General features: G+C 39.5%; 25 protein-coding genes. 4 read left to right on the forward strand and 21 right to left on the reverse strand.

From position 1 onward, the window contains the following. Positions 1-19 precede the first annotated feature (19 nt). The 10 genes from AC04Q6_RS01430 to AC04Q6_RS01475 form a co-directional block, all read right to left on the reverse strand. On the reverse strand, positions 20-169 hold the full coding sequence (locus AC04Q6_RS01430; RefSeq protein ID WP_015524977.1) for a hypothetical protein: 150 nt from the start codon (positions 167-169) through the stop codon (positions 20-22). 258 nt (positions 170-427) lie between these two features. Next, positions 428-862 (reverse strand): bacteriohemerythrin, encoded by a 435-nt coding sequence (locus tag AC04Q6_RS01435; protein WP_015541209.1) that lies wholly within the window; start codon positions 860-862, stop codon positions 428-430. Positions 863-938: 76 nt separating this feature from the next. Beyond that, positions 939-1,103, reverse strand: coding sequence for a rubredoxin (rd, locus tag AC04Q6_RS01440; protein ID WP_015524975.1), 165 nt, complete (start codon positions 1,101-1,103; stop codon positions 939-941). 315 nt (positions 1,104-1,418) lie between these two features. After that, a complete protein-coding gene (locus AC04Q6_RS01445; RefSeq protein ID WP_118070515.1) occupies positions 1,419-1,751 on the reverse strand; it encodes a hypothetical protein in 333 nt (110 codons plus the stop codon). A 9-nt stretch (positions 1,752-1,760) separates the two neighbouring features. Then, positions 1,761-2,156 (reverse strand): ArpU family phage packaging/lysis transcriptional regulator, encoded by a 396-nt coding sequence (locus AC04Q6_RS01450; protein WP_015524973.1) that lies wholly within the window; start codon positions 2,154-2,156, stop codon positions 1,761-1,763. Positions 2,157-2,547: 391 nt separating this feature from the next. Beyond that, the gene (locus AC04Q6_RS01455) at positions 2,548-3,306 is read right to left on the reverse strand and encodes a hypothetical protein (protein ID WP_476389489.1); all 759 of its coding nucleotides are present in this window, start codon (positions 3,304-3,306) and stop codon (positions 2,548-2,550) included. Between the two features lie 344 nt (positions 3,307-3,650). After that, positions 3,651-4,748: an RNA-guided endonuclease TnpB family protein gene (locus AC04Q6_RS01460; protein ID WP_110925765.1), complete on the reverse strand. Its 1,098-nt coding sequence runs from the start codon at positions 4,746-4,748 to the stop codon at positions 3,651-3,653. Next, positions 4,711-4,848 (reverse strand): hypothetical protein, encoded by a 138-nt coding sequence (locus AC04Q6_RS01465; protein WP_199579967.1) that lies wholly within the window; start codon positions 4,846-4,848, stop codon positions 4,711-4,713. The genes AC04Q6_RS01460 and AC04Q6_RS01465 overlap by 38 nt, the downstream gene beginning before the upstream one ends. 309 nt (positions 4,849-5,157) lie before the next feature. Continuing rightward, positions 5,158-5,532, reverse strand: a complete 375-nt coding sequence (locus tag AC04Q6_RS01470) for a hypothetical protein (protein WP_118071960.1) — start codon at positions 5,530-5,532, stop codon at positions 5,158-5,160. A gap of 140 nt (positions 5,533-5,672) precedes the next feature. Further along, positions 5,673-6,650, reverse strand: coding sequence for a M28 family metallopeptidase (locus AC04Q6_RS01475; protein ID WP_227752247.1), 978 nt, complete (start codon positions 6,648-6,650; stop codon positions 5,673-5,675). 867 nt (positions 6,651-7,517) lie between these two features. On the opposite strand from AC04Q6_RS01475, the gene AC04Q6_RS01480 reads away from it, so the two are divergent. The 4 genes from AC04Q6_RS01480 to AC04Q6_RS01495 all read left to right on the forward strand — a co-directional run bounded on the left by AC04Q6_RS01480 (position 7,518) and on the right by AC04Q6_RS01495 (position 10,694). After that, positions 7,518-8,183, forward strand: coding sequence for a response regulator transcription factor (locus AC04Q6_RS01480; protein WP_118071961.1), 666 nt, complete (start codon positions 7,518-7,520; stop codon positions 8,181-8,183). Continuing rightward, positions 8,167-9,618: a sensor histidine kinase gene (locus AC04Q6_RS01485; protein ID WP_118071962.1), complete on the forward strand. Its 1,452-nt coding sequence runs from the start codon at positions 8,167-8,169 to the stop codon at positions 9,616-9,618. The genes AC04Q6_RS01480 and AC04Q6_RS01485 overlap by 17 nt, the downstream gene beginning before the upstream one ends. 97 nt (positions 9,619-9,715) lie before the next feature. Beyond that, positions 9,716-10,246 (forward strand): hypothetical protein, encoded by a 531-nt coding sequence (locus tag AC04Q6_RS01490; protein ID WP_118071963.1) that lies wholly within the window; start codon positions 9,716-9,718, stop codon positions 10,244-10,246. Between the two features lie 292 nt (positions 10,247-10,538). After that, a complete protein-coding gene (locus AC04Q6_RS01495; protein WP_243101115.1) occupies positions 10,539-10,694 on the forward strand; it encodes a hypothetical protein in 156 nt (51 codons plus the stop codon). On the opposite strand, the gene AC04Q6_RS01500 is transcribed toward AC04Q6_RS01495, so the two are convergent. The 11 genes from AC04Q6_RS01500 to AC04Q6_RS01550 form a co-directional block, all read right to left on the reverse strand. After that, positions 10,683-11,300, reverse strand: coding sequence for a hypothetical protein (locus AC04Q6_RS01500; RefSeq protein WP_242997131.1), 618 nt, complete (start codon positions 11,298-11,300; stop codon positions 10,683-10,685). The genes AC04Q6_RS01495 and AC04Q6_RS01500 overlap by 12 nt on opposite strands. A gap of 86 nt (positions 11,301-11,386) precedes the next feature. After that, entirely contained in the window at positions 11,387-12,013 is a 627-nt protein-coding gene (locus AC04Q6_RS01505; RefSeq protein ID WP_242997132.1) for a hypothetical protein, read from the reverse strand. A gap of 689 nt (positions 12,014-12,702) precedes the next feature. After that, entirely contained in the window at positions 12,703-13,353 is a 651-nt protein-coding gene (locus AC04Q6_RS01510; RefSeq protein WP_044925097.1) for an ATP-binding cassette domain-containing protein, read from the reverse strand. A gap of 43 nt (positions 13,354-13,396) precedes the next feature. Continuing rightward, a complete protein-coding gene (locus AC04Q6_RS01515; RefSeq protein ID WP_227190740.1) occupies positions 13,397-14,125 on the reverse strand; it encodes an ABC transporter permease in 729 nt (242 codons plus the stop codon). A gap of 18 nt (positions 14,126-14,143) precedes the next feature. Then, positions 14,144-14,917: a hypothetical protein gene (locus tag AC04Q6_RS01520; RefSeq protein WP_476389490.1), complete on the reverse strand. Its 774-nt coding sequence runs from the start codon at positions 14,915-14,917 to the stop codon at positions 14,144-14,146. A gap of 118 nt (positions 14,918-15,035) precedes the next feature. After that, on the reverse strand, positions 15,036-16,520 hold the full coding sequence (locus tag AC04Q6_RS01525) for a DUF6034 family protein (RefSeq protein WP_119248365.1): 1,485 nt from the start codon (positions 16,518-16,520) through the stop codon (positions 15,036-15,038). A 99-nt stretch (positions 16,521-16,619) separates the two neighbouring features. Beyond that, positions 16,620-18,041: a sensor histidine kinase gene (locus tag AC04Q6_RS01530; RefSeq protein ID WP_119248366.1), complete on the reverse strand. Its 1,422-nt coding sequence runs from the start codon at positions 18,039-18,041 to the stop codon at positions 16,620-16,622. Further along, positions 18,038-18,703, reverse strand: a complete 666-nt coding sequence (locus AC04Q6_RS01535) for a response regulator transcription factor (protein ID WP_059085761.1) — start codon at positions 18,701-18,703, stop codon at positions 18,038-18,040. Before AC04Q6_RS01535 ends, AC04Q6_RS01530 begins: the two co-directional genes overlap by 4 nt. 106 nt (positions 18,704-18,809) lie before the next feature. Continuing rightward, positions 18,810-19,586, reverse strand: coding sequence for an IS21-like element helper ATPase IstB (istB, locus tag AC04Q6_RS01540; RefSeq protein WP_055057938.1), 777 nt, complete (start codon positions 19,584-19,586; stop codon positions 18,810-18,812). Further along, the gene (gene istA, locus AC04Q6_RS01545) at positions 19,583-21,127 is read right to left on the reverse strand and encodes an IS21 family transposase (protein ID WP_476389460.1); all 1,545 of its coding nucleotides are present in this window, start codon (positions 21,125-21,127) and stop codon (positions 19,583-19,585) included. The genes istB and istA overlap by 4 nt, the downstream gene beginning before the upstream one ends. 331 nt (positions 21,128-21,458) lie before the next feature. Continuing rightward, positions 21,459-23,348: a beta-N-acetylhexosaminidase gene (locus tag AC04Q6_RS01550; RefSeq protein ID WP_118071930.1), complete on the reverse strand. Its 1,890-nt coding sequence runs from the start codon at positions 23,346-23,348 to the stop codon at positions 21,459-21,461. Between the last annotated feature and the right edge of the window lie 59 nt (positions 23,349-23,407).

The following is a 23,407-nucleotide window of genomic DNA, read 5'->3' on the forward strand; positions in this document are numbered from 1 at the left end:
GCTTGCTTTCAGGAGATTACTATTTAATCTCTTTTCCATCTATATATAGTTGAAATTTATCAGGATTATTGACAACATCATAGTCCTTTCCGTATTCTACAGGTCTATATTCGGCTGTCATTACCGATTCCCCGTCTTCAATATCCTCTTTCCATAAATAGATGTTCATATCAATGCTCGTCGCATATCCTCTGTCTGTGGAGAATTTTGTCGAATGAAAAGAGACTTTACAACTTAAAATTGGATAAAAAGGACAAAAAAAGAAGAGCTGCTTGCTCTTCCCATATAGTAGTAAAATAATATGTCATGCCAGCGCAATATATTACCTAGAATATCGCTATAACAGGAAAGGGGCTGCATTGTGACAGCCCCTAGTTTACTTCATCACGTTGTCTACATTCTGAGTGAACTCGTTCCCTGGTTTATTTTAGCATCGATCTGGATTTTGTTTCATAAAGATAAATTTTGCCACAGAGCGGTCGTATGTTTTAATGTGTCCAAACAGCCAGTCGATTACATTTTTCTGTACAAGTTCACTGAACCGATCTGTTGGTCCTTCATACTCCTGAAGGTATTCATACAGTTCCTGAATTGTCTTTTTAAACTCTTCATGTTTTTCATAATGTTTTTCACGCTCTGGATAACCGGATTTTTCCTGAAGCTTTTCCTCTTCTTTGAAATGAAAGTCAGTATATTCATCCAGATAATCCAGCATTTTGATTGCTTTTACTTTGCTGTCGCCATTTTGACAGGCAGTTACAAAGTTCTGGATACGGTCGATCAATTCTTTATGCTGGGTATCAATTGTTTCATTTCCTGTTACTAAATTGTCATCAAAGGTAATGTTTAAATCGTAAGTCATAATTTGACCTCCATTTCTTTTATATGTTCTCTTAGGCTCTTTTAATGTCTGGCAGTTTCGTACCTGCATTTTCTGCTTAGTCTTCTACAGGAACGAAAACATCTTTTCCTAATCCACAGATTGGGCATGTCCAGTCATCTGGAATATCCTCAAATGCAGTTTCTGGAGCGATACCGGCGTCTGGATCTCCTACTGCCGGATCATAAATATATCCACATGGTTCACATTCATATTTTTTCATAGTCATTTTCCCTTTTCAATGTCGATTTATTTTTGTTACCAAGTTCCTAGCAATTTTTCTAACACTTTGTTTCTTGTATATCTGTATTATACATGATAATTATTCTTTTGTCAATAATAGTAATTATTATTATTTTTGCACTTAGCATAAACTGATATTTGAATTGCACATTTACATATTGTATATATCATGGGAGTAGTTGAATAAAAAAATGAACTCTATTCATTAAAGACAGAGTTGCTGGAAATTATTTCTCTACAACAACTTTCTTCGTCTTTAAGTCCTTGAAACACAATACTGTCCAATCAGATTCATCTAACTGTTATATTTATTCTTTTCACACACCTTTCGACAAATTTCATTTTCCATCAATACACAGAACATCTTATCATAATCAAATGCCCAAACAGCACCATTCACATGGTTTTCCACTGCTTTCTGATCTATGTACTTTAAACGTGTGACCATTTTTTCAATTTCTCCATTTCTCAAGTTACCGATATTTTTGCAGATAAACCGAAAGAAATTCAACGTTGCATATTCGTCATACCAATGGAACTCTTCTGGATTGTTTTTAATTTTACTGGCTCGCTGCTGTTCTTTGATTATCTGATCAGCTACACCTTTCATCGAATCTTCGTATCTCATATTACTCACCTACTCTTCCTCAACGCCCAGTGACGGTTTAAATCTTTTATCCTTTGCCTGCGGTACCACGATCTCGTAAAAATAAAATCCTAAATATCCAAGTGCCTGCTTCTTCATTTTATAAAAAGAAGTCCTGCCTATTCCTAGCTCCTGCTGTACTTCCACATCTGTCTTATTATAATGACTGCAAAAACAGGAATGAAGGATTTCACTGAGCATCACACCATTCGGTGCATAGAACTTCACCAGTGTCATTCCACGATAGATCATATCAGACAAGCCATAAATGATCATCAGGTTATTCATTTCCCGGTGCATCTTTGGCACATTCAGCTGATTGTTATAAATGCTCAGATAACTCAATGCATATGCCATATCTTCATTGATTTTCTCCTGGCACTCCATATCCAGTTCTTCCAATACAACTGGTTTTCTAAAATCAGTTTCTGGTAGCTTGTCATCAGTTCTTTAATATCAGTATAATGTCTTAATCCTGTGCATGACTTGCCATATGGAAGGTAATTTCTTTCACTGATTTAATTGCATAATCTCTGTCTGTCATCAGTTTCAAAATCTCCTTATCATCATCACACTAACTGGCGGTCTTTCAGACCAGTTCGCTTTCCCCATGATTTTGATGGGAAGCAATTACTTACTACAACTTGCAGAAGCGGATATCCAAAAGGCATTGTGGGAGCTGCCTTTGCTGACCGAAATCCATCTTCTTATGTAAAACCTGCAGGAATATAAAGGGAAAGTGACTATCCCTGCCGATTAATAATCCAAATAATATCGTCTATACCAATCTCTCCTTATTTTTCAAAGCATCTGTAAAATCGTTTTCTATCATTTGGTTATAAAGTCTCTTCTGCGCCAGTTCATCTGTATAATACGCATAGTCATGATTATAATCTTCCATAACTGTTTCTGCCGCCATAGATGCATAATCATATATGGTAGCTATTGAAAGATTCTTATCTATATTTTTGTAAATACCATATTTAATCTTTATTCCTTTAATCGGAGCATTCTCTACAAACTCATTAATAACATTGTCCATTCTCCGATGATCCAGCTCACAATCATCACTTAATAAGCAGAGAAAAGATGCTTTTTCTTTCTCACCGGTGCTGCTCAAGTTCATAATGCCTAACTCATCTAATCTTATATCTGAATCCTCACTTGCAAACGCAAACACTATTTTTTCGAATGTATCTGCATTTCCAATTCTTGCACATTTCATACGATAACGCAAAATATCATTACCATTTTTTATCCTGTAATGTATTGTGAACTGTGAGACCAGTTGCAGTTGTTTGCATATATTATTAAAATCCGTAGCAACCAGCATTTTATTTCTGTCTTCTTCAAATACATTGGTCTCTATATACTTTTGTATTACGGTTTCATATGTTTTCTTCTCGTTCATTAATTCATCTAACTCTGTGTTTTCATTTAGATGTCTATAAATCTGAATGTACTGATCTTGACGATTTACGCAATATATACTACTAAACTCATTCCCCAAAATGTTAATAATATCCGTAATCAGCATTTTTCCCCTTACTCTTCATTTACATATCATTTTATTGTAATCCCTTGATCTTTTTCAAAGATACTTTCGCTGTTGTTCCAAAGTTTCCATGTCTCTCTTTCTTTAAAATACAACGAAAAGTGAACTCTTATGTACTTGAAGAATCTGAAATACGATTCCTCCCTGTAAATATCAATCTGTTCCACAAAGCAAGTGACATGCTCCCACCACTTAAATCTTACGATTTTGAAGTGGGGGCTTCCTGCTCGATTACCCTTTAGGGCAAAGCTAAAACAGGCTATCCCCGCGTGTCCCGCGGTTTTGTTTTTTATGTTTATCCAGTTACGGATTTTTTTCTTGTGCCGTCAGGCACATTCTTTATAGATTCTTTTTCCTTCTTCACGGATGTTGACTGCTGCATTCACATCCCGGTCTATCCTATTTCCACATTCACAAACATACATTCTGTCCGACAATGCCAGTTCCTTTTTCTTATGTCCGCATACACTGCAGATCTTACTGGATGCAAAATAACGGTCTACTTTTATAAGATGTTTTCCATATTCTTCCAGCTTGTATCCCAACATGAACAGAAACTGCCCGTACCCGTTATCCTGCACACCTTTCCCAAGGTGCAGCCCTCCGGACATTCCCTTCAGATTCAGATTTTCCACACATACTGCATCATATCTTTCCGCAAGCTCCCTGCTGAGCTTATGCTGGAAATCTTTTCTCTGGTTCTTTATCTTTTCATGACATAAAGCTACCCTTTTTTTCTGTTTTTGATAGTTCCGGCTTTCTTTTTCACAGTGGGAGAGCTTTCTCTGTTCTCTTGCAAGTTTTTTCTCTGCTTTTCTGTAAAACATAGGGTACCCGGCTCTTTCTCCTGTAGAAAATACACACATTCCCTGCATGGCAAAATCGATCCCAAGAAATCTCTCTGCCGGTCTTTTTTCCACTGTTTGGTTCTCACAGCAGAACAAAAGGCTGGCAAAATATTTCCCGGATGGCTCACGGCTCACAGTTACAGACTTCAGTTTCCAGTCTGATGGAATCTGACGGTGAAGTTTTATCCTTATGACGGACATCTTTGGAAGTTTCAGATGGGTATCCTGCAAAAGGATATTTCCGTTTAGTGCATTGGTCGTATATGAATTTCTTGCATGCTTCTTTGATTTATAACGTGGAAATCCGCAGGCTGGTTCCCGAAAAAACTTCCGGAACGCACTTTCCAGATGCAGCTGCGCATTCGCCAGGGCAAGGGAATCCACCTCCTTCAGCCATGGATATTCCTTTTTATATCCGGCCGGTGTGTTCCGGAGCATCTTTTTTTCTTTCTGGTAATAGCTGATCTTATCTGCAAGCATCTGGTTATAGATAAAGCGGCTGCAGCCGATTGTTTGCTCTATCTGAACTCTCTGCTCTTTATTTGGATAGATCCTTATTTTTACGGCGCGGTTCATTCTTCTCACCCTGGCTTTCTATATACTGCCGTATCGTTTCAATCGTTGCTCCACCTGCACTGAGCAGGCCGAAGATCTGACCCCAGAATGCATCTTTCATGGTCTAACTCCATTATATTTATCGTCCTTTTTCTTATATCGACGGATATGTATTTATGAACTAATTGTTCTTTTTCAGTATACTACATCAGGGAAGGGAGAACGAGTGTTTCTTTTATACTATAGAGATTTTTTTTGAGCAGATATGCTCAGATGTGCAATTCATCTCACCACCTGAAGAGGTGGGAGAATTCTTGCTACATTTGTTAAAATTTATTCTTCTCAGTGGCCTTAATATATAGTTTATCAAAATATAGAAGAAATGGATATATATTTTCTTTTAATATTTTTCTAAAAAAGCTTTATTTTATCACTCTTTAGTCACCGGACGCATCATGGAAAGCAGCTCCTTCCGATAATGATCGGCCTTTTCCTGATTGCCCTGTTCTTTCCGTACCATCTTTGTGATTCCCGGATACTGTCCCGGGAAGCTTTGCAGCATGATACCATCTCCATAGATCAGGTAAACATCTCCGTCTGTCATATCTTCCTCTGTCAGCTTCTTTCCATTCTCATCCGTAAGCTTATCAGGTATCGTTCCGGAGAAAATCGTGTCCGTGTCCAGATCCGCAAAATACCAGCTGTTATCATCTGTATGAAAATACACTGCTGTCATCGGCTTTTCCCCGCATCCCGCCAGACAGAACATAAAAAGTACCGCCAGCATCACGATCCATTTTTTCATTATTCCACCTCCTAGTCTCTGTCAGTATTTGATTATTTCGACTTCACACCGTGCTAGCACCATGAAATACATTAATATTACTGACTTCTACAATGTTTTTTATCTGGCACTACCATTAGTGGGAGATTTTTGATATAAATTTAATTGATCGTTGGAAGTACTTCCATAACCTGATCAATCACTTCCACAATTCTCTGTATATCCATATTTTCTTTTACATCAGAACTATCATTCACGTTCAAACCATCTTGCCAGTCCTGGACAATAGATACTGCCGGGATATTCACTAATGCAAACGGATAATGGTCACTGTTGGTTGCCATTGTCAGGAAAAATCTGTCACTGGGTGTAAATAGTTCTGACATACTGTTTTTATTTAATTCTGCCAGTTTTTTCAATCCCTCATCATCATATTCCGCATTGTCTGGTCTTTTGTTTCCTTCGATCATCGCCATATAACCCAGATCACTTTTTTCTGCAATAGTATCAATATTTATTACTCCGATGATCTGTTTCCGCTCGTCCTCCGTCAGCTTACCAACATACCATCTTGAACCCAGCATATATTTCTCTTCGCCCGAGAATAGGATGAATTTTATATTATACGGTATCTCTGTATCTTTTAAAATCCTTGCCAGTTCAAGCACTGCTGCCACTCCGGAACCGTTATCATTGGCGCCCACCGAATCTTCTGCACTGTCATAATGGGCACTTATGATCAGATTTTTTGTAGTATCAATGGATGAGTTTTTTGTCACAATGATATTTTCACCAATGCCGTCAACAATTGCATCCTCGGCTGTTGATGCCAGAAACACATCCGCCTGCGAGGAATGCCTTATTGCATTCTCATTGTTTTCATCGTTATATTCGAATTTCTGGTATTCTATATTGTCATATCCCAGATTGCCAAAATATTCACTAATATATTCTTTTACATTCTGTATTGCATCAGAATTTATTGGACGCGGTTCAGAAGTGATTTCATCGATGATCTGTTCAATATTCTGTTCCAAAGGCTCTATTATTGTACCGTTCTGGGTAACACTCTCCGCCATTGTCTGAATTGGTGCTATTAATGATATAACCATAATTAAGGCAATTGTAATTTTTTTCATTTGTGAGCTCCCTCATTTTACCAAGTATTAATCAGTATCTTTTATCCAATAACTTTCCATGCAGAACCATAGGCTACAACGAAAGCTTTTTTTCATACCATAAACATTATCATGTGATATACTTCTGCCAATTAAATCTCAGATTTTGAAAAAGGGACAGACATTGATAAATTTACTTAGTTCCATTCTGGGCTATGCACGGAACATTACAACCACATGATCAAAAGGCGGTAAATCTGATATTCTAAATGTACATTGTGATCCTTTTTTAACAAAATTAGCTTTTTTATCATTTATGTTATCAACTGATACTATTATACCATGAACTGCATCACCAACCAAGTGTTCTTTTTTGCTTTTACAGCGTTCGTACAGTGCTTTTACAATTCATTGCACATCTGTAAAGGAAAGAGAATTTTTAGATATACTTTACTGATTTCAGAAGGCTCTCCTATTTCTCTACAGAGATCCTGTGCCTGGGAAATGGGTATGTAGATTTTCCTGGAACCTCCGTTTCTCTGGCTTTCTTAATGCCCTCGGTTGTGGCTTCTATCACGACAAATTCTTTTTCATTAGAGTTTATAAGGACATCAATGTGCTGGCAGCAGTTACTTTCGCTGTTCTGCCTGTCAGGATAAAAGAACTGGTCTACGGAAATGTCCAGCAAGGTGACGATTTGGTAAAAGGTATTCAGGTTTGATTATGAGGACGATACGCAGTTTTATGTTTTAGTAGTATTTTATCTACATACTCGATGACAACATTGATAGATTGAAAGAATGGCGGTAAAATAAATGCGGATAAAATTTGAGACTCCATAATAGATACATATTTCTCTGCTATACTTGAAAAGTTGGAGGTGGAACAATGCAGAAGATTTTAATTGTTGAGGACGATATTGACATTCAGGATATATTAAAGAACCATCTGATTGATGCGGGATATGAAGTCGCTGTTGCTTCTGACGGTGTGGCGGGCATTGCAATGTTTGGGGATACCATCGACCTTGTGCTGTTAGACATCATGCTCCCTAAAATCGACGGCTATGGTGTATGTGAGGTCATTCGTAGGCGGTCACAAGTCCCTATTATTATGCTTACTGCGCTTTCGGATGAAGAAAACCAGTTGCGGGGTTTTGAACAGCAGATTGACGATTACATTCCAAAGCCCTTTTCGCCCAAAATCCTACTGTGCAAGATTGCGGCTATTCTTCGCCGTAGGACTGTGGAAAATCAAAATCAATCCCTGCTTACTTATAAAGAGCTGAGTATGGACGTTGACGGATTCCATGTATATCAAGGCGGAAACGAGGTTGTTTTAACCAGCAAAGAGTTTGCTCTTCTTAGGCTTATGCTTGAAAATCAGGGAAAGGTCTTTACTCGGCAAATGCTACTTGACCGATTGTGGGCGGCCGATTTGGAGGTCGAAGATCGGATCGTTGACAGTCACATAAAGAACATTCGCAAAAAATTAAATGCTGACTATATAAAAACAATCAGAGGAGTGGGATACAGAATTGATAAGGAAAATTAAAACGAGCCTAACGGCAAAGCTCTTTTTAGCGACAACGGTTCTTTTGATTTTGGTATGTTTGCTTTCTGTTTTCAGTATGGCGAGATATATTCCCCAAACATATAGCAATCGTCTTAGCGCAGAATTGCAAAAGCAAGCAAATGATTTAGTGCCAGTATTGGAACAGGCTGATTCCTTAGAGGAATGTTATTCCCTTGTTCAGCAATTTGTCGCACAGACGAAAGCAACTGCCTATATTGAAGATGGGCATGGAGATATTTTATATTCAAGCGATGAATTGACGATAACAACGGACAAGGATTCTGTTGCTACAATTCAAGAACATTCTGATAGCGGAATCGTCACAGATGACGAGCTGCTGACAGAGGCCGGTTATGTGTTCAGCCTGTTAGGGCAGGACTATACTCTTTATGTGCAAAGTGATACGGTGTCCGTCAATCAGGCAACAGAAGCGATTTGGCAAACCGTTCCGCTGGTTATATTGGGAATTTTCTTCATGTCCATCTTGTTTTCCGTCATTTACTCACGCTATATAACAAAACCGATTATTGAATTAAGCAGTACATCGCAAAAAATGGCCCAGCTCGATTTTGAGCCGCACGGAAATTCTAACCGTTCAGACGAGATAGGAATACTCGCAGACAGCTTGAATACTTTGTCAGATAATTTACAGCACACATTGGCAGAACTGAAAAAAAGCAATTCCGAGTTAGAGGCCGAAATATCAAAAGAACGAGAACTTGAAAAAAAGCAACAAGAATTTTTCTCGGCGGCATCACATGAACTAAAAACGCCTTTGACAATTCTGAAAGGCCATTTAATGGGGATGCTCAATAAGGTCAAAGGATATGAAAATCAAGAGGCGTATATGGAGCGTTCACTGGCCGTTGTCGAAAAAATGGAAACATTAGTGAAAGAACTGCTCTATGTATCTAAAACAGACGGAAAGCAGAGATCGGAATATAAGACGATTGACTTTGCGGAGCTTCTCCGGGTACAAATAGCTGATGTGACCGATTTGCTGTCTGAAAAAGAAATCTCCCTTTCTGTGGATATTCCTGACAAAATCCTGTGTGAAGCAGACCCGGCGCAGATGGAACGAGCCATTCAAAATGTTTTGGTAAATGCCATTCGCTATTCACCGAATGGAGAGGCAATCTATATATCCTTGTTGAACGATAAAAATACCGTTTTCTGTAAAGTTGAAAATACAGGCGTCCATATTCCAGAGGAAATGATCCCCCATCTGTTTGAAGCGTTTTACAGAGCAGATACCTCCCGCAATCGTAATACCGGGGGCACTGGCTTAGGGCTTTATATCGTCCGCAAGATCATGGAGCTGCACCATGCAAAATACGGCATCAAGAATACAAGCAGAGGTGTGATGTTCTGGCTTGAAATGCCGCAAAAAAGAGGTGCTATCAACTCCATCTAAACTCCATATTCCTTGCAAACTATATCCAAATGATTTTGTTATCTTATAGCTGTCCTCAAAAGGACAGCTATAATTCTTGAAAGCGAGGTAAAACAAAATGGTAAAAGCTAAATTCGGAGCATTGGCTCTGACGGTATTGATGGGACTGGGGGCAGTGAGTCCCTTACATGGGGTCGCTGAGGCTCATGCGCTGAACGCACCTGCTGCCAATTCTGCACAACAGAAAACGGTCGTGTCCACAACGGATGATTCCGATGGCGTTATGAGCTACAAGGAGAGCGGAAAGACCTTTGTCAGCGAGGACAATGGCGCAAGCTGGGTGTCCGAAGAAGATTATAATAACAGCCATCCCGCAATCAGCTATGAGTGGTGGACTTATGACGAGTACAAGGAATGGCTGGAGCAGGAAAAGAAAAATCTTCAGGAAATGGCCGATGACCACACAATGGTTGAAACCAGCGAGGGATCTTTCGAGTGGACGCAGGAAATGACAGATCAGAGCATTGCTGAATATGAGCAGACACTGAAAGACATCAAGAACGGACTTCTCGTGTCAAAATCCGTGGATGGAGATACGGAGTGCATGACAACTTTCAGTCCTAATTGGGTAGGCAGCACTACCGATTAACAGCCTATCATATTGATTTAGAAACTGCCGCACGACGGCAAAAGAAAAAAAGCCGTCGTACAGCAGCCCTATCAACACGCCCGTTTGAAGCAGCGGCATTGATTTTCAGAGCCGCTGTATCAAACGGGCAAAAAGCAAGAACTGCTCGGGCTACGAAAAAATCCACAAAGAAGAATTTGAGCAATTCATTTTCTCTGCCATGCAGGAGAAGTTCAAAGACTTTCAGATACTCCACGGCAGGGAGGAAAAAGTCAATCCAAAACTGACTGCCTATCAAGTGGAGCTGGTACAGGTGGAAGCAGAAATTGAAAAGCTGCTGGATACACTGACCAGGCCAATGCGACTTTGCTTGCCTATGGCAACAAAAAAATTTGAAGAACCGGACACCCGCCGCCAGACCATTTCGAAGGCGATCGCCGAATTGCTATATATTATGTTAAATTCCTGAAAGTATTTTCTTTGCGTTCTCCAGGTTATTTTTTCCATTTATTTTTAGATATACTTTACTGATCTCAGAAGGCTCTCCTATTTCTCTGCAGAGATCCTGTGCCTGGGAAATGGGTATGTAGATTTCGTTGCCTTCTGTTACTACAGCGGCTTTACAGGGCATATATGAGGTTTGCGGTCCTCTTGCGGAATTGCCGGATAAAGTGGGAAGATCATCCGTGGCTTTGGAAGTATCCTTCTCTTTTTCAGCCAGGGAATAAAAAATATTCAGGTTTTCACCTATCTCTAAAAATTTTTCCTGTTGTTTTTTTGAAATGGCATGATTATTATAGTCTTTCATATCCCGTAGGGAACCATTTCCCAGCAATAACAACGGCATCTTCCCCAGTTCATTCTGAGTTGGATTTTTTCCAAACGCATTCATATCAATTCCTGAAAAAGTCGTTGTTTCCGTATAATCTTCAATTTTGATGACAACCGGGACTTCTATGACTGGCCAGATTTCTTTTATACCTTTTATCTTCTTCGCTTTCTGCAAAAAATCTTCATCATAAGCCAGATCTCCAAGTGGGAGCAATATAGTAAATTGCCGTTTTTCTTCTTTCATGTCTGCCAGCAGCATTCCTAATAATGTAAGTATCAATGCCAGCAGAAGTATGACAAATAAGGTAAAGCTGTCTATTTTTTTTCTTTTCAATGAGAAACCGCCTTTCTCGCTTCTTCAAGAAGGATATTTTTCTTATGAAGCTTTCTGACCAGAATCAGGATTATGGAAATAAGCAGTACTGCAACAACTGCAGCTATGGAATACCACCAGTTATTGGTTTTCTCCTGGTCATCTTCAACCTTTAAAGATTTTATCTGGGTTTCTTTGATTTCAGAATCAAATTTTATTTCTTCCTCATATGATTTGCCATCTGCATCCTCATACGTAAGAATTAATTGACCTGCACATTTTCCTGTTTTTCCTTTTACATATATGCGAAGACTTCCTTGGGATAAATCTCCGGCCTCTATGGTCCCTAAGAATGCAGTATCGTTTGAGCTTAATTCATCAGCCTTTAAGCTGACACTTGCATTGTATATTTTGTCTCTTCCTAGATTCATTGCTTTTACCGGGATCTCTACTGTATCCATAGTGTATAAAACAGATGGAATATCTGAAGCTTCCAGCTTAACACGAACCGGTTGGATGATCTGAAAAGACAGTAATTCTGTACCGGTAGTTGCCGTTGCTTTCGAATCTTCATAATCCAGAGAAAAAGTAATGACAGCCTGGCCAGGATCACAGTTTTCTGTTATAGTAATCATCTGTTCCAAAGTAATTGCTTCACCAGGAGCCAGGACTTGTACATAAAAAGAGTTTTTCTCAAATTCAATTCCTTTGTTCTCTGTAGAAAGGGAAATTTTTAAACCAAATATATTTTGACTGCAGCTTTTATTTCGAAATGTCAGCGACATTTCTGTTGTAGAACCAGCCTCCAGTCGTTGACCCGAAAGATTGCTGTCTTCTAATAATACCTGCGGTTTATGTAATATTTTTTCACTTGATGAGTCTGATGTTGAATTACCTCCTCCCTCACCGCCCGAGTACCCTCCGTTGTCTATAACCGGATCTGTTATCTGAGGGGCGTTATCGTCCTCCGGATTATCACTGTCTATTACAACATGAAAAGGATTCGATTTAGAACCATCACCAAAGTCATCTCCTGATGTAAAAATATCCGGATCCGGATTTTCTTTATCGCTATCAGCTTTATCAGGAGTCTTTTCATCCTCTGCCGGAGGTTCGGTACTCGGAGGTTCGGTACTCGTAGAATCATCCTCTTTTTCATCAAGGGTTAACGAGTTGTCATTCTCATAAGATACGGACGGATCTGAGTCCGTAAATCCTTCTTCAGCAGATGTAATCTCCGTGTTTTAAGGCTCTGTGGCAAAAACGGTAGCCGGAAGAAATATTATTGTCGTACACAATACTAATGCCGTTTTTACAAATAAATTTCTCATTATCAGGCAGTCCTTTCTCTTAAGATTCCTCCATCCATTTCATATACGTGGTCACATAAGATTCTGATGTCCTCTTCATTATGGCTTGCCAGCAAAATGGTTTTTCCTGCTGCTTTTAAATCCAGCAGCAGTTCTCTTATTTCTTCCACGCCATGTTTATCCAGTCCATTAAACGGCTCATCCAAGATCAAAAAAAGAGGATCTTCCATAATGGCCTGTGCAATACCAAGGCGTTGACGCATTCCAAGGGAATATTTTCCGACTGGTTTCTTCATGTCCGGATCCAATCCTACCCTTTTTAAGACTATGCGGATATCGGCCTTCGAAATCCGGCCATTCATGTCTGCCAGGATCTCCAGATTTTTAAAGCCCGTATATTGTGTAAGAAAACCGGGAGTCTCGATAATAACTCCAAGACTTTCAGGAAAATCCACATCATGGCCTATTTTTTTTCCAAATACAAAAATAGTGCCCGTAGTTACAGGGAGAAACCCACAGATGCATTTCATAAGAACGGTCTTTCCGGAACCGTTATTTCCAACAATCCCATAGACGTTCCCTGTTTTCAAGGAAAGATTTACTTCCTGTAACACGATGTCTTCACCGAAGCGTTTGGTCACGTGTTCTATTTTTACGCAGGTGTTCTGCATCATTCCACTTACTCTTTGCGGATCACAGGCCAGATTAAATGTCCCTTCAGATTTCTTCCAATCTTCCATATAAAACACCTCCCAGAATTCCCAGCATTACTAATAAAAACAACAGTAGAAATAGCCAAACTCCTATTTTGTCCGGTCCCCAATTTTCATCAGCCAGTATCCATTCTACTGGATAAAACCATATCTGATTCTTAAAATAGCGGTCATGAAGGATAATTCCGAAATAAAAGCTTACAAAAGGGATTCCATATGCCATGTAAGCAGAATCCCATAAAATCCCGCAGCTTCCACCGAAAGTACTTATGATACTTCCGATAAGTCCTGTCCGAAATGCCTTCATGAGTAAGTCCAGAAGTGCTTCTTTCTGAATAGCACCCTTTATCTCCAGCGGATAGAACACAATAAAATTGATAAAAAGTACCGTTAGTATAGATAACGTCCAGACCATAAAACCAGATACCATAATGGAAAAAACTTTACCTTCGATATACTGTCTGCGAGTCGTTCTGGGAAGTATCTCCTTTAAAAATCCACTTTTATATTCTTGCAGAATGGAATCACTCCATGGCAATACGGCTGCTACCGGAATGGCAAAAGATACTGCCTGACTTTTTAAGGAACCTTCCAGTATACTGATAAAAGTACCACATGTCAGTGCTTTTTTTAAGCTGGGATAAGTCTGTCCAATGGCGATGGAGATGCAGGCTATCAGCCATGCTGCCAGAAAATTTTTATTAAAAAACATACGTTTTGTTTCACCCCACATAGGTTTTCCCCCTTCCGATCATGTCTTTTCTCCAAGAAATTCAAAGGTATATTTTTTCATCCGGTTAATTGCAAAAACTGCAAGAAGAACTAAAATACCCAGAAAAAACATATAGGAATGCGAGATTTTCGGGAGCAATGGATCATAACCCAAGTTATGTTTTCCGTATACTGCCTGGTTCAGAGGACTAATCCAGCAGATTAATACATTTACCTGATACATTTCGTATTTTTCTTTATGTAAAATTGCAGCCAGTACTTTCGGGTCCAATAAAAAGCCAAAAACACTGTAAAGAAGGCCAAAAATCATCCCCTTAGTCTTCCCTTTATAGAGATTTCCTACAAGGATTACAAAGCTTAAGGTCAGCGAATAACAAAACAGAAGGAAGAAAACCTGCAGCATACAGCCATAGGGTGAGATACTTTCCATGACCCTTACTGTAGAAGGGACCTGTAGTTTTTTTCCTAATTCTGAATAACCAAGCATGGCCGCAGTTTCGCTCCACAGGTTACCTGGATAACTCTTTTTCATACACAGCACGGACGTAAACAGCAGCATCAAAACCGTATATAAAACAGTTACAAGAATAACATAAATGAATTGACCTAAAAGCCATTTTCTCTTGGTTGTCCGGGTCAGCTGGTATGGAGTAATAGGTGTCATCTTCGGCAGGTCAGAAAACATAAGAAGCAAGAGCAGCGAACTGGACAGTACTGCTATCCCATCCCCAAATGTCCAGATAAATGGTTCAATGGCCTGTACCGGTGTATCGTAGGTCTCCATTACAACCATGATTCTGCCTGTAAGCAGGAAACTAAGTACAAATTCTAACAGAAATATAAAAATAACTTTGGGATTGCGTAAAAATCCGAAGAAATTGTACCTTACAATTCCAAATACCTGTCTCATGTCAGTAACCCAGATTCCGGTCTATGATACTGCCATCCACGGCATTAATGGTAAGGAAACTTTCATTCGGATCTTTACTGGTATTTGATTCTGTTTCTCCGTTATATTCACTTTCTGAAGTCATGCTGCCGAAAAAATCCCAGACGGGGATCAAAATACCTGTGTGTGCGTCAGTAGACGGCTCATATATTCTGGCATAACCAAGAACGATCCGATCAATATTATAGACCCTGGAATTTTCATATTGCATATTATCAGCGTTTGTTACCACCATCATTTTTTCATAAATTTTCATAACCTCGCTGAATGAAAGAAGATTTAAATTCTCTGTCTTTATTTTACCAATTGTGTAGGGATTTGAATAAGTCATGCTTTCTATGCCATCTTTATCGACATAAAAACAGAGACTTTCATAAGACCATGTTTCCATTGTGCTGTCCATATCTTCCAATGCCCCACCGTCTGCAATTGTCTGAGTTACCGGCACACCATTTATGGTACGTGCATAGTCAATTCTATATCCATTTCCAAAATTACCTGAACTATTATCGCCTTCAAAACTTTTGCACACCGCGTAATTCCAGTTAGAAAACTGTAAATCTGTGATGCCCATTTTTTCAACTTTTTCCTTTACAAGTTTTTTTGCTTCATCCAGGGACAGCCCGATAGATTCTTCTGTGGGTTTTTCTTTCTCTTCAGAATATCCGTAGTCACACCACATTGCATCTTCCGGTATTATTTTCCCGCCCTTGTTTGCTGCTTTTTTGATCTTGACTGACAAGGTATCGGAACCAGAGGAAGATATTTTATAGTAGTATTGTGAATCGTCTGGCATTTGTGCAATACAATCGAAAGGATTTCCGGCAACAGGTTTTGCCTCTGTCAGGGTTTTCTTTTCCGGAGCAGTTTCGTATTCCTGTTCCCATGTCTCAATATCTTCATAGATATCATAGACATAATTACCATCATCATCTGTTCCATAGTTATACGGATCCAGGTTTCCGGTTGTAACGTCTTCTTTTAGTTCATCCAGAGTTTTTTTAATTTCATCCTTTGTCTTCACATAATAACTATCCATGGTATAAAGTTTTGCCTCTGAGAAGAATGCGTTTGTAATACGGTCTAGAAGCTCCTGGGTAACTTCTGCCGCAGTGACAGAAATAGCAGATATCTTTTCCACTTCCGGAATTTCTACGCTTGCATCTGTATTTACCACGAGCTTGGCACTGTCATCTTCCACATGGCTTTTATAATTTTGAGGAGCATCAATGAGATTCCTGATGGTTGTCTTTGACTCTGAACCGTCATCGTTCTTGCTTTCAGATGCTTCTCCTTTAGAACCGCTAACATCATCCGCTTCCGTATAAGCATCTACAGCCTTGCTCCCCTTCGGCTTTACCAAAGAAGAATCCGGGGTCTGTGCGCATCCTGTAAACATTCCAATACAAAGCACTATTCCTGCAAACTTTTTAATATTTTTTCTCATTTCTGGTAAAATCTCCTTTCTAAGGTTGTTATAAGTATATCATCGAGCATTACACCAAATCTTTCGCGATTTGTAACTGATATGTAAACGTTAGTGTGATCACCAGAAAACAGAGACGGTAGTTCCTTTTCCCGGATTGCTTTCAATCTTCAGTTGGAAATCGTGCAGTTCTATAATTTTCTGACATAAAGAAAGACCGAGTCCTACACTTCCTTTTGCCCTGGAACGAGATTTGTCTACCATATAAAATGGTTCCGTCACCATTTCCAGATCCTCTTTCGGTATTCCCTTTCCAAAATCCTGAACCATCAGATGGTCTGGGGTTGCCTCAAGCACAATTTTTGATTCTTTCCTGGAAGCTTTGACTGCATTATCAACTAGATTTGTCACTACACTTATCATTAAGTCCTGATCAAACTTCTTTACCAATTCTTTTGGTTCACAAAATACATCAAGAGAGATGTTTTTTTCTTGAAGCCTGCAATCAATAAGTTCTTTTACTTCTTTCAGGAAATTATCCACCTGTATTTCAGCTGGATTGAATGAGTCTTCCGAAGCTTCGTAGAGTCCGGTTAATTCCAGCATTTTCATAGAAAGTCTTGACAGCCTGCGACATTCATTTTCAATATAAATCAGAGCCTTCTCCTGCCTTTCTGGGGTTAGGCGCACAGTAAGCAATGTATCTGCATAGCCTATGATTGCAGTCATTGGGGTCTTCAGCTCATGAGCCAGACTTCCAATAAGCTGTTTTTGTGTCCGGTTTATGTTAGAAAGACTTTCAATTTGTTCTTTTATTTTACCTGTCATAAAATTAAAGGTTGCACCTATCTGCGCAAGTTCTGTATTTCCCTCTGACGGTACTTTAAAATCATAAATACCTTCAGAAACAAGAAGCGTAGCTTCTCTTAGGCCTGTAAGCGGTGCTGTGATTTTTCTAAGGCTCAAATAAAGGATAATTCCCATCACCACGATCAAAGATAAAGTAAATCCACCCGTCTGAAAAAACAGCAGATGACTTTTTTCTATTACATCTGTTATATCTTTATAAGTAACAATCTGATATCCCATATTTACATTGCCATAGTAAAATAACAAAAGTGTCCTTCCATTTATCTGACTGATCATAGGGCCATGACCATCACTGTTGCTGCCATGATCCACCATGTTTGCCTTACTTGCACATAATTCTCTTAACTTTTTTACATCGAATTCATAAACAGTTCCATTATAGGTCATTTTTCCATCAAGATATAAAACCGCGCTGTCATGAAAAACCTGCCGAAAAGCATAAGTAACTATTTGGGGGCGCATTTCGTTGTCGGCATTCTGTTTCTGATCGTCGGAACGGCTTGTTTTATTTTCAAACTGTAAGATATTTGTTCTGAATATACTGCTTTCATAACTGTTGATATTCTGTATACTCTGATTTTTCCAACAATAATTGGTATAGAGAAAGATCCCTGACGACACCAACAAAATGATACATGTAGTCTGAGCAAAGATCTTTATTAAGAGTTTCATAAATCCACCTCAAGTCTGTAACCGATTCTGGGAATTGTTTTAATCTTATCCTGCCAGCCAAGCTTTTTCCTGATACGACCCACATGTGCATCCACAGTTCTTGTTTCTCCGCAGAACTCTTCATTCCACAGTTCCTGCAGAATCTGATTCCTGGTCAGTGCTTTGTTCGGGTTTTTGGCGAACACCATGAGGCAGTTATATTCCATTGGCTTTAAATAGATTTCCATGCCCATTTTTGTAACAGTACGACTAGACGTATCAATGATAACATCACCAATTTGAATCTGTTCTTGTACAGTGCCATTACGTTCCAGTACCTTTTCAAGACGGACCATCACTTCCAGCATTTCAAATGGTTTTACAATATAATCTTCTGCACCGTCTTTTAATCCCTTTATCTTGCTCGCGATATCTCCCTTTGCGGTAAGAAATATTACGGGGATTTCATACTGCTTCAGTTTCGGTAACAGGCTATATCCGTCTCTTCCGGGAAGCATAATATCTACAAGTGCACACTGAAACGCATGATCTTGAATAATTGCTTCATATGCCTCATTTCCATCCAGATATCCTACTGTTTCATACCCTGCAATCTCCAAATTCATACATAGCAGGTCATTGATTGACATTTCGTCTTCTATCACAAGAATTCTTGCCTTCATAATTATTACCTCACATGTGAATATTACGGTGCGGCAGAGCCGCCAGTCCGGTGTGGCGAGAGCCACCTGTCCGGACTAACGGAGCCACCCCATTTTGTTTATTAAGTTACTTTGCCATTGCTGGATCCAGTCCATATACTTCTCTCATAGAGAGGTCTTTAGATGGGTCAACACTTTCAATATCGATCTTATAGGAATCATACGATATACGATCCATGATGGCATCGGCAAGAGTACTTTCACCATCACAGATTTGCTGGTACCATTCACTTTCACGGAACTGAGAACAAAAGATCGTTGAAGATTTTTTTCGTCGTTTATGTATCAGTTCAAAAAGATTCCTGGCTTCAGCTTCTGTCAGTTTAAGAAGCAGCCACTCATCAATGATCAGTACTATTGGCTTGGTGTATTTCTTCAGGACAGTTGAGAAAGTTCCATTGTCCCTGGCAGCCTGTAAGTCCAATAATAGATCAGGAAGCCGTACATACCGTACTGAGTAATAGTGCTTGCATGCTTCCATGCCAAAGGCACAGGCCATATAAGTTTTACCACTTCCGGTTGCTCCAGTAATAAAGATGTTTCGGTATTCTGTAATGTATTCACAGGTTGCCAGACGGTTGATCAGTGCTTTGTTCAGCTTTCGTCCAGAATGGTAATCAATCGCTGCGATGCTGGCATCTGGCTGTTCAAACTCAGCCTGGCGGATCAGCCTTTTCAGACGATTGTTTTTGCGGTTGCTGTATTCGACATCAACAAGCATGCCGAACCGATCTTCGAATGGAACTTCCTTCATTGCAGGATCATCCATCTGGATGCGGAATGCATCTGCCATAGCAGTCAGACGCATTTCAATAAGTTTATCGATTGTACTTTGATTTGTCATGATTTTTTACCTCCATAGTATCTGGCTCCTCTGGTTATGCCATGTGGTTTTACTGCTTGAAATGATTCTGATTCGGTATCAGGTGCATCCTTTGTTGCAGCCAATAGATTTTTGATACTTTTATAGCTGGGTTTACCGGAATAAGAGAGCGCCTTAGCGCAGACCTGTTCCAGTTTTTCTGGCGAATATTTTTCTGCCAGTTTCAGTAATCCCATGCAGCTTCTGTAGGATTGCTGTTCAATCCTGCCGGAGGTAAGTATTGCATCGACAACCTTACTTGTGTTAATTCCAATCGAATCAGCCCACTTACGGAATCGGTCACCGTTCCATTCCAGATATTTCTGGTGTTCCTGCGGCATATGTTCTGTCACTGTAGAATACTGACCGCTTCGTCCATAGAGTCGTCTGTGAGAGGCAATACGATTGTGATTATAAAATATTTCAACCGTTGTATCTGTTATACGCACATCAACCTTATTTTTGATATACTGATAAGGCACGGAGTAGAACATTCTGTCTACTGCGATGTGATAGTTAAACTGGACGGTGGCTTGTTTCCACTCAGCCAGTTCAAAAGGTGTAGCAGGCAACGGAGCCAGTAATGGCATTTCTTCCCCAAGAAATAAACTGAGTCTGCTACATTCCTTTTTCTGGAATTTACGGGCGTTGTAGGCATCCAGTTTTTCACGGATTGAAGCATTCAATTCTGCAAGAGAGAAAAACTGTTCATTGCGAAGGGCTGCTGTTATCCATGTGGATATCTTTCCTACCGATCCCTCTACATTCGGTTTATCTTTGGGTTTCCGGACTCTGGCCGGAAGGATGGCAAGATTGTAATGTTCTGCCATCTCATGATAAGTTGTGTTTAAGGCAGTGTTGTACCAGTCACTCTTTTTATGATTCACTGCGGTTGTGCAGTTATCAGAAACGAGCATAGGTGTGACACCGCCAAAGAAATCAAACATCTGGACATGAGCTTTGATCCAGTTGTCGGTTTTCTCATTCATATATGCTTTTACAAAAGCATACTGACTGTAAGTTAATACACCTACAAATATCCATGCATTTGTGATTTCTCCGGTGTCCGGATCAATGATGTGAGCAGGGTCACCGGCCCAGTCAACTTCAATCTGTTCACCTGGTTTTCTAGGGATATGCATGGTAGCCCTGCGTTTTTCTTCATCCTTCTGGATGTAGTAGCAGAACTGAGAATACATTAGAGGCTCTTCGCTGCTCATGCGGCACTCCTCACAGTATTCTACCCAGAGAAGTTTTTTGTTTACGCCGCTCCGCAGAAGTTCTTTGCGGATGTAGTCAAAGTTTGGCATACGTTTATTCGTTGCCGACTTATCTTTAGGAAACATCAGCTCCTCTAGCGCACTGTCGGTCATGTCAAAATCCAGCGGCCATGAAAGATTGATTTCCGCTGCTTTTTTCAAAACCTTGGCGACTGTGTTTCTGGATACACCGCAACTTTGTGCGATGTTCCTCTCACTGAATCCTAAGCTTTTCAAGCGTAGGATTTCACGATACTTGGTCATAATTTACGACCTCCTTTATCTGTATTCACACCAAAGGTGTGTATTTACAGTATAAAGGAAATATATGTAATAGAGTCCAATAAGGTGGCTCTGAATTACCGGAATATATGGCTCCCATTCTCCGGAATGGTGGCTCTCAAAGTCCGGACAGGTGGCTCTGAGAGTCCCGGAATAATCAACATGTTTTTATAAATATCTTTTCACAGGTTAATTATACATTAAATTCTATAATGCAGTTGTAACTGATTTGTAACAGCAAAAAAGGAAACCAAAACCATTCTGTGAGAATAGTTTTGGTTTCCATACGTAGCCGGATTCCTTTCATTTACCTTTACCAGATCGTATCATTCAAATCACATCCACTGATGATGCGATTCCATAAGTTCTCCCGCTTGTCCATTCCTTTGGTAAAATAGGGAAGTCTTTCCTCTTCCAGCTCTTCCAGACGAAGCACATTTCCATTCAGATAATTGTCAATCCGGTATCCTGTACTTTTAAGTCTTGTAATTACGCCACCAATTTTTATATCCAGAATCTCATAACCAAATGGCTTTGCATCGTTCATCCAGATTTTTTCTCTTGATGATTTCATATCTGTCAGATTGCAGATGATTCCAGGAATAACATTCTGACTGATATCTTTCAACGCTGCTCTGTCCGATCTGTCATATGCTGATTTTATACACATGCCCAAATCGGCTTTATCAGCTAATACCGCCGCCAGTTTTTCATAAAACGAAAATAAAAGCTGATATTTTCCTGTTTTTTTTGCACATTCATTCATACATTTCTGTATGTTTTGGTAGTAAGATTTTGTATTGACACCTGATTCTTTCACATGATAATCAAAAATGCCTAACATTGGATCCTGGTATAACAGATATTTTGAAGGATTTTGAGCCTCTTTATTCTCTTTCGTATTTAAGAATAAGGAATCAAAATTGTCAAGTGCCATAAAATCATCAAATTCCCCGCCTGTGCAGTTCCTGAACTCCTGCTTAAGGATTGTTTCGTCATAGTCTCTGTGAAAATCAAGGTGTGCAAAAAGTACAAGTCCCGGAAGCAAAGCATCCACCGGGGTTTCTGCACCATTATCCATCCATGCTGTACAGAGCACCTCTTTTATATTGTATTTTTTACAAGTAGAAAGAGCTGCTTTGGTACACGCATAGGTCTTAGAATAATTGGGGGAAATTCCGTTCCAAATCCAAGATCCTCCTGCAAAAATAACGTTATCCGAAAGCTGCGCATGGATATCCAGCATTTTTTCATAGGTTCTGGTATCAGCATGATAATAGTCCCAATATACTAATCCTAAATCTTTTTTCGGTTTTTCCCATTTGGAGCAGTCCGTGTTTTCGGGCAGATCATAGTATCCGCCTGCAGAATTTGCTGTAATGTACATGTCACTCCATATCATAGGCTTTAATTCTAATTTTCTGCAAATATCTACGACCCTGTTACAATGTTCCCTGATTATCAGTGACCCTTTTTTATATCCATTTTCTTTTAGATAATTTCCAAGTCCCAGCATGACAGCCTCATCCATTCCAAGATGTACCCTGTTGGTAGAAAAATTCTCTTTTACTGAGCTGAGCAGTTTTTCAATAAACTGATAAGTTTCCTCTTTTTCAGGCTGGAGAATGTCCGCAGAATCACGAATCTTATCCATTCCCGGCCACTTCAGCGCATTGTGCAGATGAGCCAGGGTCTGAATACACGGAACAAGCTCTACCCCAAACATGGAAGCGTAAGCATCCAGTTCTTTTATTTCGTCCTTGGTGTATTTTCCGCGATAAGCCCCAAAATAAGGCTGCCCCTCTACTTCATAGGTATCTTCTGTATAAAGCATGAGTACATTCATTCCAAGTTTTGCCAGTGTCTTGATCAGGAATTTCACCTTTTCAACTGTAAATACAGCATTTCTGGAACAATCCAGCATAAGACCGTTTCTTTCAAAACAGACATGCTCTTGATATTGAAATTCATCCTCTTTCATATGATGTATGGCATAATTAAGTGCGCGATAATAATGAGATATTTCCCGACAGATGATACGAATCTGGTTTTTTCTTTTATTTATCAATATTTCTGGTCTGTCCTGAAATTCAACAGACAATTCTATGTTTTGGTTGAAACCGTCATTTTCAGCCAGCAGTATTTCAGTACCTTTTTTAATAGTATTATATTCTTTCTTATCAGATGAAAAAACAATGTTCATACGTATTCCTCTTTCTTTAGGAATTCTGCTCTTTCTTTAGGAATTCTGCTCTTCTTAAT

Source organism: Blautia sp. HA9023, assembly GCF_056504095.1.